This window comes from Micromonospora sp. CNZ322 (assembly GCF_007827755.1).
Genome location: NZ_VITD01000002.1, coordinates 491,039 through 506,952, shown reverse-complemented (window position 1 = coordinate 506,952; position 15,914 = coordinate 491,039). Strand labels below are relative to the sequence as shown.

At 73.1% G+C, this 15,914-nt stretch carries 10 protein-coding genes; 6 read left to right on the top strand and 4 right to left on the bottom strand.

Annotation, left to right across the window (positions count from 1 at the left end):
- Positions 1-21: 21 nt before the first annotated feature.
- On the bottom strand, positions 22-951 hold the full coding sequence (locus FB453_RS07395; protein ID WP_145788561.1) for an NADP-dependent oxidoreductase: 930 nt from the start codon (positions 949-951) through the stop codon (positions 22-24).
- A 50-nt stretch (positions 952-1,001) separates the two neighbouring features.
- Here FB453_RS07395 and FB453_RS07390 point away from each other — a divergent pair, with 50 nt between their 5' ends.
- Entirely contained in the window at positions 1,002-1,649 is a 648-nt protein-coding gene (locus FB453_RS07390; protein WP_145788559.1) for a TetR/AcrR family transcriptional regulator, read from the top strand.
- 110 nt (positions 1,650-1,759) lie between these two features.
- Here FB453_RS07390 and FB453_RS07385 read toward each other — a convergent pair whose 3' ends face one another.
- Both FB453_RS07385 and FB453_RS07380 read right to left on the bottom strand, forming a co-directional pair.
- Positions 1,760-2,428, bottom strand: a complete 669-nt coding sequence (locus tag FB453_RS07385; protein ID WP_486480193.1) for a hemerythrin domain-containing protein — start codon at positions 2,426-2,428, stop codon at positions 1,760-1,762.
- A 113-nt stretch (positions 2,429-2,541) separates the two neighbouring features.
- Complete coding sequence (locus FB453_RS07380) at positions 2,542-5,826, bottom strand: BTAD domain-containing putative transcriptional regulator (protein ID WP_222431326.1); 3,285 nt, start codon at positions 5,824-5,826, stop codon at positions 2,542-2,544.
- Between the two features lie 230 nt (positions 5,827-6,056).
- On the opposite strand from FB453_RS07380, the gene FB453_RS07375 reads away from it, so the two are divergent.
- Positions 6,057-6,602 (top strand): YciI family protein, encoded by a 546-nt coding sequence (locus FB453_RS07375; RefSeq protein ID WP_145788556.1) that lies wholly within the window; start codon positions 6,057-6,059, stop codon positions 6,600-6,602.
- Positions 6,603-6,666: 64 nt separating this feature from the next.
- Here FB453_RS07375 and FB453_RS07370 read toward each other — a convergent pair whose 3' ends face one another.
- The gene (locus FB453_RS07370) at positions 6,667-8,910 is read right to left on the bottom strand and encodes an AAA family ATPase (protein WP_145788555.1); all 2,244 of its coding nucleotides are present in this window, start codon (positions 8,908-8,910) and stop codon (positions 6,667-6,669) included.
- A 194-nt stretch (positions 8,911-9,104) separates the two neighbouring features.
- Here FB453_RS07370 and FB453_RS07365 point away from each other — a divergent pair, with 194 nt between their 5' ends.
- The 4 genes from FB453_RS07365 to FB453_RS07350 all read left to right on the top strand — a co-directional run bounded on the left by FB453_RS07365 (position 9,105) and on the right by FB453_RS07350 (position 15,879).
- The gene (locus FB453_RS07365; protein WP_112601062.1) at positions 9,105-12,002 is read left to right on the top strand and encodes a helix-turn-helix transcriptional regulator; all 2,898 of its coding nucleotides are present in this window, start codon (positions 9,105-9,107) and stop codon (positions 12,000-12,002) included.
- Between the two features lie 145 nt (positions 12,003-12,147).
- Positions 12,148-12,918, top strand: a complete 771-nt coding sequence (locus FB453_RS07360; protein ID WP_091398349.1) for a DUF5995 family protein — start codon at positions 12,148-12,150, stop codon at positions 12,916-12,918.
- 375 nt (positions 12,919-13,293) lie between these two features.
- Complete coding sequence (locus FB453_RS07355) at positions 13,294-13,695, top strand: hypothetical protein (RefSeq protein ID WP_145788553.1); 402 nt, start codon at positions 13,294-13,296, stop codon at positions 13,693-13,695.
- Positions 13,696-13,782: 87 nt separating this feature from the next.
- Positions 13,783-15,879: an amino acid transporter gene (locus FB453_RS07350; RefSeq protein ID WP_222431325.1), complete on the top strand. Its 2,097-nt coding sequence runs from the start codon at positions 13,783-13,785 to the stop codon at positions 15,877-15,879.
- Positions 15,880-15,914: the final 35 nt, after the last annotated feature.

The following is a 15,914-nucleotide window of genomic DNA, read 5'->3' as shown; positions in this document are numbered from 1 at the left end:
ACAGAGGCTGGGTGGGGCACCCTACGGCTTCAGCACGATCTTGCCTCGCGCATGGCGGGACTCACTCAGCTCGTGGGCGGCGGCCGCCTCTTCCAGAGAGAACACGGCCGCGACCGGCACTGTGAAACGACTCCGCTCGGCGAGTTCGCCGGCCGCGGCGATTCCTTCGAGTGCCGGTGTGTCCGCGCCGGGGCCAGAGCCGCGCGACAGGTGTACGCCGTAGGCCGCGGCGTTGATGTCGGCGATGCTCACCACCCTGTCCGGGCTCGCGACCAGGCCGACCAGGTCGGGCATGGAACCAGAGCCGGCACAGTCGAGTACGACATCCACCCCGCCGGGCGACAGAGTGTGGACCCGCTCGGCCAGCCTGGGGCCGTAGGTGGTCGGGATCGCCCCGAGCGAGGCGACGAACTCATGGTTGCGGTCGCTGGCCGTGCCGATGACGGCCGCCCCGCGAGCGACCGCGAGCTGGATCGCTGTCGTACCGACCCCGCCGGCCGCGCCCTCGATCAACAGCGTGGTGCCGTCCTTGACGCCCAACCGGTCGAGCACTCGGGTGGCCGTCTCGATGTTGCCCGCCGCGCCGCCGGCCTGCTCCCAGCTCAGGGCGGTCGGCTTCCGCGCCCACGCGGCCAGGACGGCGTATTCGGCGTTCGCTCCGCCCATCTGGGCGTAGTCGGTGATGCCGAAAACCTCATCGCCTACCCGAGCCGTTGTCACCCCGTCACCGATCTCATCCACCACTCCGGCAGCGTCGACACCGGGCACGTGCGGCAGGCGGAGCGGAATCCACTCCTGGAATCGGCCGGCGCGAACGTACGTGTCGGCCGGATTGACACCCGAGGCCCGAACCGCCACCCGTACCTGGCCGGGTCCGGCGTGCGGTTCCGGTGCCTCCGAGACCTCAAGGACACTCGCGGAACCGTACTTCGAAAATTGCAAAGCCCTCATGCACACGGACGCTAACGCACGCCGCTGTCCGCCTCGCTAAAGTGAGAGCCGTGACCGATCGTTTGCCTCACGCTCTTCGCTCCGACGCCCTGGACAACCGCGAGCGCATCCTCGACGCCGCCCGCGCGGTCTTCGCCGTTGAGGGCCTGGACGTGCCGATGCGGGAGGTTGCCCGGCGCGCCGGGGTTGCACCCGCCACCCTGTACCGCCGATTTCCGACCAAGGAGATGCTGGTCACCGAGGCATTCACAGAACAGATGTATGCGTGTCGCGGCGTTGTCGACGAGGGCCTTGCCGATCCGGATCCATGGCACGGTTTCTGTCTCGTGATCGAGAAAATGTGTGAACTGCACGCACTCGACCGAGGCTTTACCGCAGCTCTTATGTCGACCTTTCCCAAGGCAGTTGATTTCGAGGCGCGCCGTGAATACGCGCTCAGAGCGATTGACGAACTGGCCCGCCGTGCGAAGGAAGCGGGTCGCCTTCGCCCGGACTTCGTCCTGGACGACGTCATCCTCGTGCTCATGGCCAACAGCGGTATCCAGGTGACCTCGCCGACCGCTCAGGTCAGCGCCTCCCGGCGCTTCGCCGCGCTCGCCATCTCGGCATTCCAAGCCTCCCCGGATGTCTCGCCGCTCCCGCCCGTGGCGCGGTTGGCGCCCCCGGCGTCGGTACCCAGACGCGGCCAGGTGGGCTAGCACCCCCGGCGACCCAGCCGGCCGGGACCGCCGCGTCGATCATGTTCCGGGCGAGGTGGGGTTTGGTCGCGAAGCCGACCCAGCCGCGTCGGGCGAGCCGCTGATCGTGCTCAGCGGACGCTGGCGCCGATGCGCGGGGGCGTGGCGGTGCCGTGCACCCGCTTGGCGTGGCTGGCGAACAGCCGGGGCGCGATGATCGGCATGAGCAGTCGGGCCGGCAGCGGAGCGTGCGCCAGCACTGCTTTCACCACCTCCGGGTCGCCCTCGTACATGGCCAGGCCGAAGGCCAGCGGGAGCTGCTTCTTCGGGGACTTGCTCATGCCGTGCTCGCCGAGCTGCATCCACTCCCGGGCGGTGACGTGCCGTTGCGCCAGCGGCAGGATCTCGCTCTCCTCCAGGGCCATGTGCTCGATCAGCGCGGCGCGTAGCTGCTCCAGGGCGTCCGCGAGTTGCTCACCGCCGCGTGCGGTGCGGCGCCACCGGGGGAGGAGGGCGACCACCGCCGCGTGGGCGTCCTCGATGGCGTGGTGCTGCGCCTCCATGGTGGGGACGATCGCCGCGGCCTCCGCGCCGCCGCGCTCCAGCAGCCGGGGCCAGAGCAGCAGGTCCTCGCCCTCGTGGTGCAGGTGCAGGATGTGGCAGAGCATCTCGGCGTGGGCGCCGACGACCTCCGCGCGCGTGGCGTCGCCCGGGGTGACGTCGCGGACGAGCTGCGGCAGCAGGCTGAACTCGCGACGGAGCGCCGAGTGCGCCATGTACATGTCGCGTACGTCTGCCATGGCTTCGCGGTGGTTCTGGTTCACGGTGACCTTTCCGAGGATCAACTGGCACAGATCTGTTGATCATGCTCGGTGCCACTTGGAACCGGCTTGGAATCCGCCACCCGTGACGGTCAGCAGGCCATCGCCGCCGTCGCCTCGGCCAGCCAGTGCGGCGACTCCCACCGGCGGGCCACCCGGGCGGCGAGGGTGAAGTGCCGGGTCGCCTCCTCGGTGCGTCCCAGCAGCCGGAACAGCTCACCGAGCGTCAGCGCGACCGGCCGCACCACGGCCGCGGTGGTGGAGAAACCGGCCAGTTGGTCGCGTACCGGGAGCAGCGCGTCGATCACGGGTTGGGCCAGGTCCCGTCGACCCAGCGCCACGACGACCATTCCCCGTACGCTGAGCAGCGCCGACTCGAAGTAGTCCGGGCGGTAGGTGTGCCGCCCGATCGGCATGGCCCGCGCCTCGTCCAGGCGCCCGGTCCCGATCAGCGCCAGCGCCAGCAGGTCGTCCACGATCGGGCCCAACGACCCCCGTATCCGCCGGGTCGCCTCCAGGTGCTCACCGAACCGCCCCTGGCTGATCAGCAGGGTGCCGGTGGAGAAGTAGTGGAAGGCCTCGGCGTGCAGCGAACCCTGCCGCCGCATCTGCACGGCGACCTGGTCGTAGTGCCGCCGTGCGGCCGCGAAGTCGCCGGCGACGTGCGCGAGGGCGCCCAGCGAGCACAGGTTGATCGTCTGCGCCTCGTTCAGCTGGTACGCCTCGGCCAGCCACCCCTGCCGGGCAACGCTGAGGCGCAGTTCGTCCGGCTCGTTGAGCGCGGCAGCGCAGTGGCCCAGCGCCTGCTCGGCGACCGAACGGTAGGTCACCAGCGCGTGCTCGTCGGCGAGGTCACGCAGCTCAAGGGCGAAGGTCCGACGGTCGGGCGCCTCCCGCTCGTAGCTCATGGTGCGCAACCGTGCGGCCAGCCCGAGGGCGCGCAGCTCGGGGTCGTCCAGCCGCTGCGAGAGGGCCAGCGCCTCCCGTCCGGCCGCCACGCCTCGCGGATCGGACTCGCCGTCCAACTCCGTGGCCAGCGCCTCCAGCAGCCGGCAGCGGGCGACCGGGTCCAGGTCGTCGGCGCGCAGCAGCCGGGTGAGCAGCTCGACGACCCGGTGGTCCACCACGCCGTACTCGTGGGTCAGCCACGGGGTGGGGACGGTCCACGCGGTGAACGCCGCGACCAGCAGGTCGTCGCGGCCGGACGCCGCGGCGACGTCGATCGCCCGAGCGCGGGTCTGCCGGGCGGCCGCCACCGCCCCGGCCCGCGCCTGCGCGCGCAGCAGCCGCCCGAGCAGGTCGACCCGGAGCGCGTCGCGGTCCCCGACGACCGTGGCAGCGGCCTCGACAGCATTGCTGAGCAGCTCGATAGCGGCGTCGTACGCGTACCGCCGCTCGGCCAGCTCGGCGGCCCGGATGGCGTAGTCGACGGCGAGCGGCGCGGTGTCGGCCGACGCGGCGCGGGCGTACTGGTGGGCCAGGGCGGGGTAGTCGTCGGGCCGCAGCCGGCGGGTGGCGTCGGCGATCCGCGCGTGCAGGCGGGTGCGGCGCAGCTGCGGCAGGTCGGTGTAGATGGTGTCGCAGACCAGGCCGTGCACGAACCGCACCCGCCCGGGTGCAGGTTCGGTGAGCAGCCCGGCGGTCAGCCCGGCCTCCAGTGCCCGCAGGACGGTGCCCTCGTCGGTGCCGGCGGCGTCGACGAGTGTTCGCACCTCGGCCTCCCGCCCCACGGCCGAGGCGAGACGCAGCACCGAGACGGCTGTCGACGGGAGGCGGGAGAGTCGTCGGCGCAGCACGTCGCGTACGCCCTCGGGCACGTCGGAGGTGGCCACGAGCGTGCCCTCCGCGGCGAGCAGTTGCGCCGACTCCCGGACGTAGAACGGGTTGCCGCCGGTCCGCTCGGCCAACGCGGCGACCGTGTCCGGGTCGACGGTGGTCCGGGCCAGCGCGCCGAGCAGCCGTTCGACCTCGGACGTGGTCAGACCGCCCAGCGGGATCCGCTGCGGTGACCGGCGGGCCAGGACGGCCATCGTGTCGGCGAGCCGCTCGGTGTTGTCGGCGGGCCGCAGCGCCGCGACGAACAGGACGGTGCCGGTGGTCATCTCGGTGACGCTCTGCAACAGCAGCAACGTCTCGGCGTCGGCGGCGTGCAGGTCGTCGAGGATCACGGTGACCGGTCTGCGGGCCGCAGCGGCGTCCAACCAGGCGCCGACGGCGCGGTGCAGCCGGAACCGGCCCGCGGTGACGTCGCCGCCGGGGTCGCCGTCGCCCCCACCGAGCAGCGGGGCGAGCGCCGGTGCGAGGTCACCCGGGGGTGCCTGCTCGGCGAGTTGCCGCAGCGCCTCGACCCAGGCCCAGGCCGGCGGGGCGCCCTCGACCTCGGGGCAGCGGCCGACGGCGACCAGCCAGCCCTGAGCGGTGAGCTCGTCCCGAAAGCGGGTGAGCAGGCTCGTCTTGCCGGCCCCGGCCTCACCGCTGAGCAGAGCGACTCGCGGCCCGCTCGCCACCGCCTCGGCGGCCGCCTGCCGAAGCGCCTCCAGCTCCGCCTCCCGACCGACGAAGACCTCCTCCGACACCTGTCGCTGGCCGCGTACCGCTGTCGCCGCCACCGGTGGCAGCAGGTCGAGCCGCTGGCCCAGGATGGCGGACTCCACCTCGACCAGCGCCGGGCCCGGATCCAGTCCGAGCTGGTCGGCCAGGGTCGCCCGGGCCCGGCGCAGCGCGGCGAGCGCATCGCCCTGCCGACCGGTACGCCACAACGCCAGCGCCAGCAGCCGCCAGCTCTCCTCCCGCAGCGGCGCCTGCCGGGTCAACAGCTCCGCCTCCGGCACCGCCTCGGCCGCGTCGCCGCAGCGCACTGTCACGTCGAGCAGCAGCTCGCGGGCGCCGAGCCGCAGTTCCTCCAGCCGCAGCACCTCCGGCTGCGCCCACGGCTCACCGGCGAATTCGGCGTACGCCCGACCGCGCCACAGATCGAGCCCGACGCTCAGCAACCGACGTGCCCGGCCCGGGTCGGCGGGGCCGACCGCACGCGCCTCGGCGAGCAGCGTCTCGAACCGACCGGCGTCGACGGCGTCGGCGGGCAGCCGCAGCGCGTAGCCCGGTGGCGCGGTGACCAGGACCCGGGCCGGCGCCCGGCGCTCGCGGGCCGGCTCCAGAAGGCGGCGCAGATGCGAGACGTACGCCTGGAGGGAGGCGATCGCCCGCGGCGGCGCGTCACCCCGCCACAGATCCTCGATCATCTGCCCGACGGAGACGACCTCGCCGCGGGCGGCGAGCAGCAGCGCGAGCACGGCGCGTTGGCGGGGGCCGCCGAGGTCGACCGGCCCGCCTGTGTCGACCTCGACCTCAAGCGGCCCGAGCACCCGTAGCAGCATGACGGACCAATCCTAGTCACGCTGGTGAGCGGCTCACCCCCTCCCACGGGACACCGGGCAGCCAGCTCACGGCAGACGCGGGCGGCTGCCCAGCCGCGCGCGGGGCACCAGCGAATGCGCCTCGTTCGATATCGTGACACCACCATCAAGATCCGCCTCGGCGTCCGTGCCGTAGCGGCCACGGCGGCACCCGGCCCGCCTTCGATCCGGGCACCCGGGGAGAATGCGGCGTGGAGTTTCTCTGTTACCACAGTGACCGGCCCGGCTCGGTGGCGTTGCGCGACGAGTTGTTGCCCGAGCACTGGTCCTACATGGACCGGTACGCGGCGGGAATGATCGCCCGTGGCCCGACCTTCGTCGGCGACACGCCCACCGGCAGCCTGCACATCGTCGACGTGCCCGACCCGGCCGCCGCGCGGGCATTCGCGTTCGAGGAACCGAACTACCAGGCCGGCGTGTACCGGGACGTGCTGCTGCGCCGGTGGCGCAACACGCTGGGCCGCACCATGTGGGACTTCCCTGGCGGCCGGACCGGCGGCAACCGCTATCTGGTGCTCGGCCTCGGTACCGGGCAGGCCGCCGACCTGGCCGTGCCACCCGACCCGGACGAACTGATCGCGTACGGGCCGCTGCTGGCCGACGACGGCGTCACCTGGCTCGGCACCGCCGCGCTGCTCCGGGCGCCGAATCCGGAAGCGGCGCGCGCCATCCTGACGGTCGACCGGTACGCCGACATTGAGGTGCACAACTGGCAGTTCGGCGGGCGTCCGTCCTGACCCGCAGTGCTGACCAGTCGTCGAGGGGTCGGTTCGGCTGCCGGGCATCAAGTGATCCTCGGGGTCAGGCGGAGGCGGGCAGGCCCTCCAGTGGGCGGACCAACGGTGGGCGGGGTATTGCCCGCACCACGCCCCGTGGAGTGCCGGCGTCGGCGAGTGTCCAGTGCCCAGTCGAACTCGCTGGCGTGGGGCGGATCGGCGCTGCGGGCCGTTTGAGGTCCCGGAACGGGTTACCGCCCGCACCGAGCGCAGGTCGGGACACCGCTGCGGCCGGCGTCGGCGGTACGTCGCCCGCCGAGGCGACGGCTCGGAGCCGGCGTGGGCCCGCCGTACGGTCGGCGGCGGGACCCGACGCGGCGGGACGGGTGGCCATCGTCGGGCTGGGACTGCCTCGTCTCAGCGCGGTCGGGCCGGTGGCACCGCCCGGCCCTGCCGGGGCCAGCGCCGCGAAGACGGCGTCGAGGCGGCCGGTCCGAGCGCCGACGGTGTCGAGGCGCACGATCTCCGCACTCCTCGCCGCCGAACCGTTGACCGCACCAGCGGCCGGGTCGGTCTCCCGGTGCACGGTGTCGAGGTGCGTCGCGCCGGCAGCGCGGCGCTGGAAGACGGCCCGCAGGGCGCGGGGCAACCGCTCGGCGGCGACCTGGCGCAGCGCCGGAGCGGCGAACGCGTACCCGTCGATGTGGTGGGGGAGCAGCAGCCCGGCGGCGACCAGCTTGCGGAGCGCGGGTGCGGACCGGCCGGGCGTCCAGCCGAGTGCCCGGTCCACGGCCGCCCCGGAGATCAGGCCGCCGAGGGTGCCGGCGGCCATCAGCACCGCCCGCCGCTCACCGTCGAGGTGATCCAGCTCCGCGCCGACGGCCCGCCGTACCGCCTCGGGCAGCGGGAGCGCCGCCGGATCGGCGCCGTCCACCAGCGACGTGACGTACGCCGTCGCGTGCCCGGGGCGGCCTCCCACCAGCGGCAGCAGCCGGTCGACCAGGGCCACCGGCTGCCCGGCCCGGGTGAGCAGGTGGCGCAGCAGCCGTCCGGACTGCACCGTGGCCAGTGGTCCGATCGTCATCTGGCGGGCCGGACCGGGGCGGGTGTCGGCCCACTGCGGCTGGTGCACGGTGAGCAGGGCCAGCGGCAGCCCGCGCTCCGTAGCCGCGCCGAACAGCGCGTGCAGGAAGCGGCTCACCGCGGGCGCGGCCCGGTCCAGGTCGTCGACGGCCACGATCAGCGGCCGGTGGGCGGCCAGCCGCAGCAGGACCTCGCGGCAGATCGCCGCGCCGGCGAGCGCGGCGGCCGAGCCGTCCGGGGTGGTCAGCATCCGCTGGAGCGCCGGGACCGCGGTGGCCACCCGGGTCGGCGGAAACAGCGGCGTCAGGGTGGCGACGAGCCGGTCGTGGACCGCCGCCGGGCCGTCGCTGTGCCGGATCCCGGCGAGGCCCCGTAGTAGGTGCGCGACCGGCGCCAACACCTGATCGGGGTACGGCTGACAGGTCGCCACGCACCAGCGGACCGGCAATCCGTCCACCGTGGTCAGCCCACGGGTCAGCTCGTGCAGCAGCCGGCTTCGGCCACTGCCGGTGGGGCCGACCAGTGAGATCCAGCGTGGCGTCCGGTTTCGGATGGCCGCGCCCAACTGGTCGCGGATGGTGGCCAGTTCGCGGCGTCGACCGATCAAAGGGCCGTCGTGCCGGTCGGCGCCGGGGCGTACCGGACCGACGGCGTGCCAGACCGGCACCGGCGGCACCCGGCCGGCGACCGGCACCGGCGTCAGTTGACGTTGGGTGATCAGGCCGGCGGTGGCGCGCGCTGTGGCCGCGCAGAGCGCGACGGCACCGGGTGCGGCGTACTCCTGCAGGCGGGCCGCGGTGGTGATCACCGCGCCGCTGGCCACGCCGTGCCCACCGGTGACGACGTCGCCCAGGTCGACCACGACCTCGCCGGTGGCGACACCGACCCGGACGCGCAGCTTGATGCCGTCGACCATGGGCCGTCGGTCCAGCGCGGCCTGGATCTCGAGCCCGGCGCGCACTGCCCGGTACGCGTCGAAGCCGTCGGAGTGCCGAGCGCCGAAGAGCGCCATCACGGCGTCGCCGATGTACTTCTCCACCACCCCGTGCCAGCGGTGCAGCACACCTGCGACGGTGTCGAAGTAGGCCCGCTGCAACGCTCGGACGTCCTCGGGGTCGAGCCGGTCCACCAGGGCCGTTGAGCCGACGATGTCCGCGAAGAGGACAGTGACGACGCGCCTCTCCTGGGGTACCGGCCAGAGCGGGGTGACGGTCCGTTGCGTGTCGACGATGATGCTGGTGGTCATGGGTGTCGCACCGGCCTTTCTCCCCGCGGTTGCCTGATCACCTCCGGAGATTGGCACTCCTGGGCCGACGGGGGATCTGCCGAACGACGTATGTCGGCCACCTGCAACCTTTAGTCGCAAAGTCGACGCGAGGAGTACCACAAGCGGTGGGCGGACGTAGAACGGTATGGGGCCCTGTGATTAGGCTGCGTGGCATGGCCAGCGATGTGGACACCGCACCGCTCGTGGGCCGGGCCGAGCTGGTGCAGACGGTTCGGTCCGCGTTGCTCGGTGACGCCGCGCACGGGCAGACCGCTGCGGTCTTCCTCACCGGCGAGAGCGGTGTGGGAAAGACCCGGCTGTTGGGCGAGATCGGCGACCGCCTACGGGAGCGGGGCGCCGTGGTGCTCACCGGCAGCTGCCTGGACATCGGTGACGCCTCCCCGCTGCACCCGCTGTTGCAGGCGCTGCGCCGGTTCGACACCGAGGTGTCCACCTCGCCCGCCCGCACCTCCTCGGCGGTGCGGGGGCTGCTGCAGATGTTCGCCGACGAGACCGCCGGGCCGGACGGCGCGGGCGCGTTGCTGGAGCGCGTCTCCCGTGGCCTGCACCTGATCGCCGAGGGTCGCCCGCTGGTGCTGATCCTGGACGACCTCCAGTGGGTCGACCGCAGCACGCGGCAGCTCCTGCTCTACCTCCTCGCCGGCCTGGGCGATCTTCAGCTGTCGGTGCTGGCGGCGGTGCGTGCCGAGTCGTTGCAGGGCGCGCACCCGTTGCGCCGGGTGCTCACCGAGCTGCGTCGACTCCGCACGGTGCGGGTGCTCGACCTGGCGCCGCTGGGCCGGGCCGACACCGAGACGCTCGCCGCCGCGGTGGTCGGCCGGACGCTGACCGCCGACGCGGCAGAGCAGGTGTGGCAGCGCAGCGGCGGCAACCCGTTCGTCATCGAGGAGCTGGCCCGGGATCTGCGCGACGGCCGCGACGGCCTGTCCGAGACGCTGCGGGAGATCTTCCTCGACCGGGTCGACGCGCTGCCCCAGCACGCGCACGCCGTGGTGCACGCGGTGGCCGCCGGGGTCGAGCCGGTGCAGCACTGGCTGCTGGCCGAGGTGCTGCGGATGCCGGAGGACGAGCTGATCGCCGCGGCCCGGGCGGCGGTGGCGCACCGGCTGTTGGTCGGCGCCGACGAGGGCTACCGGCTGCGGCACCGTCTCGTGGCCGAGGTGCTGGCGCACGAGCTGCTGCCGGCCGAGCGTTCCGGGCTGCACCGCCGCTACGCCGAGGCGCTGACCACGGCGCCCGGTGAGCTGCACCAGGCCCGGCTGGCGCACCACTGGCGGTTGGCCGGCGAGCCGGCGCGCGCCCTGCCGGCGGCGGTGGCCGCCGCCCAGGAGGCCGAGCGGCTGCACGGTTACGCCGAGGCGCACCGGCACTGGTCGGCCGCATTGCAGTTGGCCGCCGAGCCGGGCCCGCTGACGGTGGACCGGGTCGAATTGCTCGAGAACGCCGCCGAGGCGGCTCACCACTGTGGGGAGCACGCCCGCGCGTTGGCCCTGCTGGAGGAATTGGCCACGCTGCGGGGTGGTGAGCCGAGCTGCGCGCTGCACATCCGCCGGGCCCGCTACCTGGCCGCCGCCGGTCGCTCCGCGCTGGCCGAGGAGGAATACCAGCGGGCGCTGAAGGCGGAGGACTGTTCTCCTCGGGACCGGGCCAGCGCCGCCGCCCGCCTGGCCGAGCTGCTGCTGCACCTGGGTCGCTACGCCGATGCCGGTGCGCGGGCCCGTGAGGCGTTGGCGTTGGCCGAGAACGTGGCGGGCTCGGCCACCGAGGTGGTGCTGGCCAGTTCGGCGTTGGGCTTCAGCGACGCCTGTCTGGAAGACCCGGACGCGGGTCTGGCGGTCATGCGCGACGCGCTCGACACCGCCGAGCGTGCCGGCCAGCCCGAGGACGTGGCCTGCGCGTACCTGCACCTGGCGGAGTTGCTGACCGGGCCGCTGAACGTCCTCGAAGAGGGCGTGGTGGTGGCCCGGCGGGGCGCCGAACGGGTGGCCGAGCTGGGGTTGGGCCGCACCTGGGGCACCCGGCTGCTGGCCATCGCCATCAACGGACTGTTCCGGGTGGGCCAGTGGGCCGAGGCGGAGAAGGTGGTGGCCGCCGCCCTGCGGCACCGACCGTCCGGTGCGGACGCCGTGGAGCTGCTGTTGGCCCGGTGCCGGCTGTCGGTGGGCTACGGCGACATCGAGGCCGCCGGTCGGGACCTCGACGCGGTGGCGACCCTGCTCGCCGGCGGCGGGGCGCGACACGTCATTCCGCTGCTCACCCTGCGTTCCGGGCTGGCCATGTGGGAGGGCCGGCACGACGTGGCCCGCCAGGCGGTGCAGCGCGGCCTCACCGAGAGCCGTTCCGACGACGTGATGATCCTCTCCGCGCTGGTCTGGCACGGCCTGCGCGCCGAGGCGGAGGCGCACGCCAGCCGCACGGTGGAGGTGGACCCGACGGCGGTGCGCAGGCTACGGGACGTGGCCGAGCGGGTGGCCCGCAAGAGCGCCGGGGCCGCCCGGCCGGTGCGCTCGGTGGTGGAGGGCTTCCTGGCGCTGTGCGCCGCCGAGGTGAGCCGCCTCGACGGCAGCGATCCGGAGCTGTGGGCCGCGTCGGCGGCCGAGTGGGATCGACGCAATCACCCCTATCCGGCGGCCTACTCGCGGCTGCGGCAGGCCGAGGCGCTGCTGGCTCGGCGCAGCCGGGTGGCCACCGCCGGCAAGCTCCTGCGGGAGGCCTACCGGGTGGCGCAGGGGTTGGGCGCGGTGCCGCTGACCTCGGAGATCCGGGAGCTGGCCGGGCGGGCCCGGGTGTCGCTGGACGAGCGCGACAGCACCACCGGCACGCGCGGCGTCCCGGTCGAGGCGTCCGACGACGAGTTGGCGGCGCTCACCGCCCGGGAGCGGGAAGTGCTCGCCCTGGTCGCCGAGGGGTTGACCAACAGGGAGATCGGGCAGCGGCTGTTCATCAGCGAGCGGACCATCGGGGTGCACGTGTCACACATCTTCGACAAGCTCCAGGTCCGTACCCGCGTGCAGGCCAGCGCGATCCAGTTGCGCAACCAACGAAGCTGACCGACCCGACCACTGAAGTACGTATCCCGGCGCGTGTGCGCGCCGGGATACGTCGTTTTACTGATCCGGTGGCCCGGTGTCGGCTGAGAGGCTGGGCCGCGTCGACGACGGCACGGGGGATGCCGCCGACCACAATGGAGGAGAAATGATCGAACCGGTCTGGGGGCCCGTGCACCGGGACATCGTCGACCTGCTCGCCGATCATCCCGCGGACGTGCCGGCCGTGGTCGATCATCTGACCAAGCTCCAGGACATGCTGGTCCGGTTGCCGCCGTTGGAGGCCAGTTGCCCTCTCGCTGACTTCAACAAGCTCTACCTGACCATCACCAGCAGTGTGCTGGACGGGCTGTACGACGACCGCTTCATCGATCCGGTCTTCCTCTCCCGGCTCGACGTCGAGTTCGCCGCCCGGTACTTCGACGCGATGCGGCTGTGGACCGACTCCAGCCCCGGCACCCCGAAGGCGTGGTCGTGCCTCTTCGAGCGGATGCGGGGGCCGGATGCCCGTCCGCTGCCGTCGGCGGCGGCCGGGGTGAACGCGCACATCAACTTCGATCTGCCGTTCGCCCTGGTGACCACGTTCGACCACCTGGAGTCGGAGCCGGTCGACGGCAGCGACCAGCACCACGACTACCTCGAGATCAACAACATCTTCGCGGACAAGATCCCCGGCCTTCGCCGGGGCTACCTGGAGCGGTGGCAGCTGCTCATCGACATGCTCAACGGCGACATCGACGACTGGTACCAGGGGGAACTGGTCGAGTACACCCGCGATGTCGCCTGGCGTAACGCGCAGAAGATCTGGCGGTGCCGGCACGATCCGGACGCCCGCGAGTGTGAGCGCACACGGTTGGACGACAACGCCGCGGCGCTCGGCCGGTTGCTGCTCTCGCCCCTCGGGGCGTTCCTGCAGTAGCCGGGACGGGGGGCCCCCGCGCTCCGCCCCGTGGGGGGCGGCGGAGCGCGGGGGCGCGTCCCACCAGTTCCACCCCGCGTGGCCGCCCGAGGTCGGGTCGGTCACGCAGGGGACAGCCGGTCGGCCCGGGGGGTGTCGACCGTCTGCCACCGTCGGCCGGCCCGGGGGGTGCCGGCCGGCGGTGGGGGAGCGCCGAACGGGGGGTCACGTCGACGGCGTGCGGATCCGGGGGTGTCGGCGGGCTGGGATCGGGTACGCCCGCGCCATGACCGTCCTGGCCCGGCGCCGGCCCGCCGCCCGCCCCCGGCCCGCGCGGCCCGGCCCCCTGCGGCCGGGCGGCCCGGTGTCGCGACCCACCGCTCGGCCCGGCGCCCGATGACCGGCGTCGTGGCCCGGTTCCCGTTCCGCTTCGACCCGGTGTTCCGCCCGATGCTGGCGCTGCTGGGGGTCCGTCCGACGACCGCCTGGGTCGTCGTCACCGAACGGGACCTGATGATCCGGTACGGCCCGTGGCGACTGCGGACCGACCGGGACAACGTCACCGCCGTCGAACTGAGCGGGCCGTACCGCTGGTGGCGGGCGATCGGCCCGCACCTGTCGCTGGCCGACGGCGGCGCGACCTTCGGCAGCAGTGCGGCCGGCGGGATCTGCCTGCGCTTCGGCGTACCGGTGCCGGCGCTGGTGCCCGGGGGGCGGCCCCGGCACCCGGCGGCCACGGTGACGATCGCCGACCCACCCGCGCTGGCCCGGCTGCTCGCCGTCGCGGACCTGTCCTGAGCAGCCCGAACAGGTGCCCGGTTCCGCCGATCGGGCGCCGGGGCACCGCCTACCGTCAGATCAGGACCTGTGAGGGTGGGACTGGCGATGGCTGACGAGCACCGGGCGAAACCACGGCGCTGGAACGGGCGCCGCCACACGCCGAGCGGGCCGGACCCGGCGCTGCGGGCGGCCCGCGATCCAGCCCGCCCACACCGGGGCGGCCGGCAGGGCATCGTGGTGCCCGAACGCGTGGCCACTCCGGCCCGCTCGGCGCCGCCGGCCAGCCCGCTGCGCCGGTGGCTCTTTCAGCACCAGGTGCAGCCGCCCGGCCCCGAGGCGAGCGAGGGACAGAACCGTCGGCACGCCTGGTGGCAGGTGATGTGCCTGACCGGCGTGGACTACTTCTCCACGCTGTCGTACCTGCCGGGCATCGCGGCGGTGGCGGCCGGGGCGCTCTCCCCGCTGGCGACCCTGTTGATCGTCGTGCTCACCCTGTTGGGCATGCTGCCGATGTACCGGCGGGTGGCCCACGAGAGCCCGCACGGCCAGGGTTCGGTGGCGATGTTGGAGCGGTTGTTGCCGTTCTGGCGGGGCAAGATCTTCGTCCTCGTGCTGCTCGGCTTCGTGGCCACCTCCTGGATCATCACGATCACCCTCTCCTCTGCCGACGCCACAGTGCACCTGCTGGAGAACCCGTACCTGCCGGACGTCCTGCACGGGTCGCTGGTGCCGGTAGTGGTGACTGTGGTGCTGCTGCTCATCCTCGGCGGGGTGTTCCTGCTCGGGTTCCGCGAGGCGGTGGTGGTGGCCATCCCGCTGGTGGCGGTCTTCCTGGTGCTCAACGCGGTGATCGTCGTGGTCGCGGTGGCCCGGATCGTCGAGGACCCGGACATCGTGTCGAACTGGACGGCCGCGGTGACCTCGACCGGTGGCGGCCCGGGCCAGGTGCTGTTCACCGCCGTGCTGGCGTTCCCGCTCCTGGTGCTGGGGCTGTCCGGTTTCGAGACCGGGGTCAGCATGATGCCCCTGGTGGCGGCCGACGGCCCGGACAAGCAGGCCCGGCTCGCCGCCCGGATCCGCAACACACGTCGGCTGCTCACCACCGCCGCGTTGATCATGTCCGTGTACCTGATCTCGACCACCTTCGTGACCACTGCGCTCATTCCGGCGGAGGAGTTCCGGCCGGGCGGTGGTGCGAACGGGCGGGCGCTGGCGTTTTTGGCGCACGCCTACCTGGGGGAGGTGTTCGGCAGCGTCTACGACGTGAGCAGCGTGCTCATCCTCTGGTTCGCCGGCGCCTCGGCGATGGCCGGGCTGATCAACATCGTGCCGCGCTACCTGCCGTCGTACGGCATGGCGCCGGAGTGGGCGCGGGCGGTACGCCCCGTGGTGATCGTCTACACCGTCGTCAGCGTCGCCATCACGATCGCCTTCCGCGCCGACGTCAACGCCCAGGCCGGGGCGTACGCCACCGGGATCCTGGCCATGATGGTCTCCGGGGCGGTGGCGGTGACGATTTCCGCGGCCCGTCATCACCGGCGTGGCTCCGCGATCGGCTTCACCGTGCTGACCCTGGTGCTGCTGTACGCGCTGCTGGAGAACGTCATCGAACAGCCGGACGGCATCACGATCTCCGCGCTGTTCATCCTCGGCATCATCGTGGTCTCGTTGGTCTCCCGGGTCACCCGGACCACCGAGCTGCGCGCCGAGCGGATCGAGTTCGACGAGGCTGCCCGTCGGTTCATCACCGATTCGCTGGCGCACGACGGGCAGCTGCACCTGATCGCGAACAAGCGGCAGAAGGGGTCGGTGAAGGAGTACACGCTCAAGGAGCGGGCGCAGCGCGGGATGAATCCGGTGCCCGGGGCCGCGGACGTGCTGTTCCTGGAGATCGATGTGGTCGATCCGTCGGAGTTCAGTCAGGTGCTGCGCGTGCACGGGATCGAGGTGGGCGGCTTCCGGGTGCTGCGGGCCAACAGCCCGGCGGCGCCGAACGCGATCGCCGCGATCCTGCTGGCCCTGCGCGACGCCACCGGGGTCCGGCCACACGCGCACTTCGAGTGGTCGGAGGGCAGCCCGATCGCGCACCTGGCGCGCTACCTCATCCTGGGCCGGGGGGACACCCCGCCGGTGGTGCGGGAGATCATCCGCCGGACCGAACGGGACCCGCTGCGGCGACCCGGCATCCACGTCGGCGGGTGACCTCGATGCCGCTCTGACAGCTTTGAAGATGAAAG

Coding starts and splice junctions, on each gene's coding strand:
- FB453_RS07350 (WP_222431325.1), top strand. CDS start 13,783: ATGGCTGACGAGCACCGGGCGAAACCACGGCGCTGGAACGGGCGCCGC.
- FB453_RS07360 (WP_091398349.1), top strand. CDS start 12,148: ATGATCGAACCGGTCTGGGGGCCCGTGCACCGGGACATCGTCGACCTG.
- FB453_RS07395 (WP_145788561.1), bottom strand. CDS start 951: ATGAGGGCTTTGCAATTTTCGAAGTACGGTTCCGCGAGTGTCCTTGAG.
- FB453_RS07355 (WP_145788553.1), top strand. CDS start 13,294: ATGACCGGCGTCGTGGCCCGGTTCCCGTTCCGCTTCGACCCGGTGTTC.
- FB453_RS07385 (WP_486480193.1), bottom strand. CDS start 2,428: ATGGCAGACGTACGCGACATGTACATGGCGCACTCGGCGCTCCGTCGC.
- FB453_RS07380 (WP_222431326.1), bottom strand. CDS start 5,826: ATGCTGCTACGGGTGCTCGGGCCGCTTGAGGTCGAGGTCGACACAGGC.
- FB453_RS07370 (WP_145788555.1), bottom strand. CDS start 8,910: ATGACCACCAGCATCATCGTCGACACGCAACGGACCGTCACCCCGCTC.
- FB453_RS07365 (WP_112601062.1), top strand. CDS start 9,105: ATGGCCAGCGATGTGGACACCGCACCGCTCGTGGGCCGGGCCGAGCTG.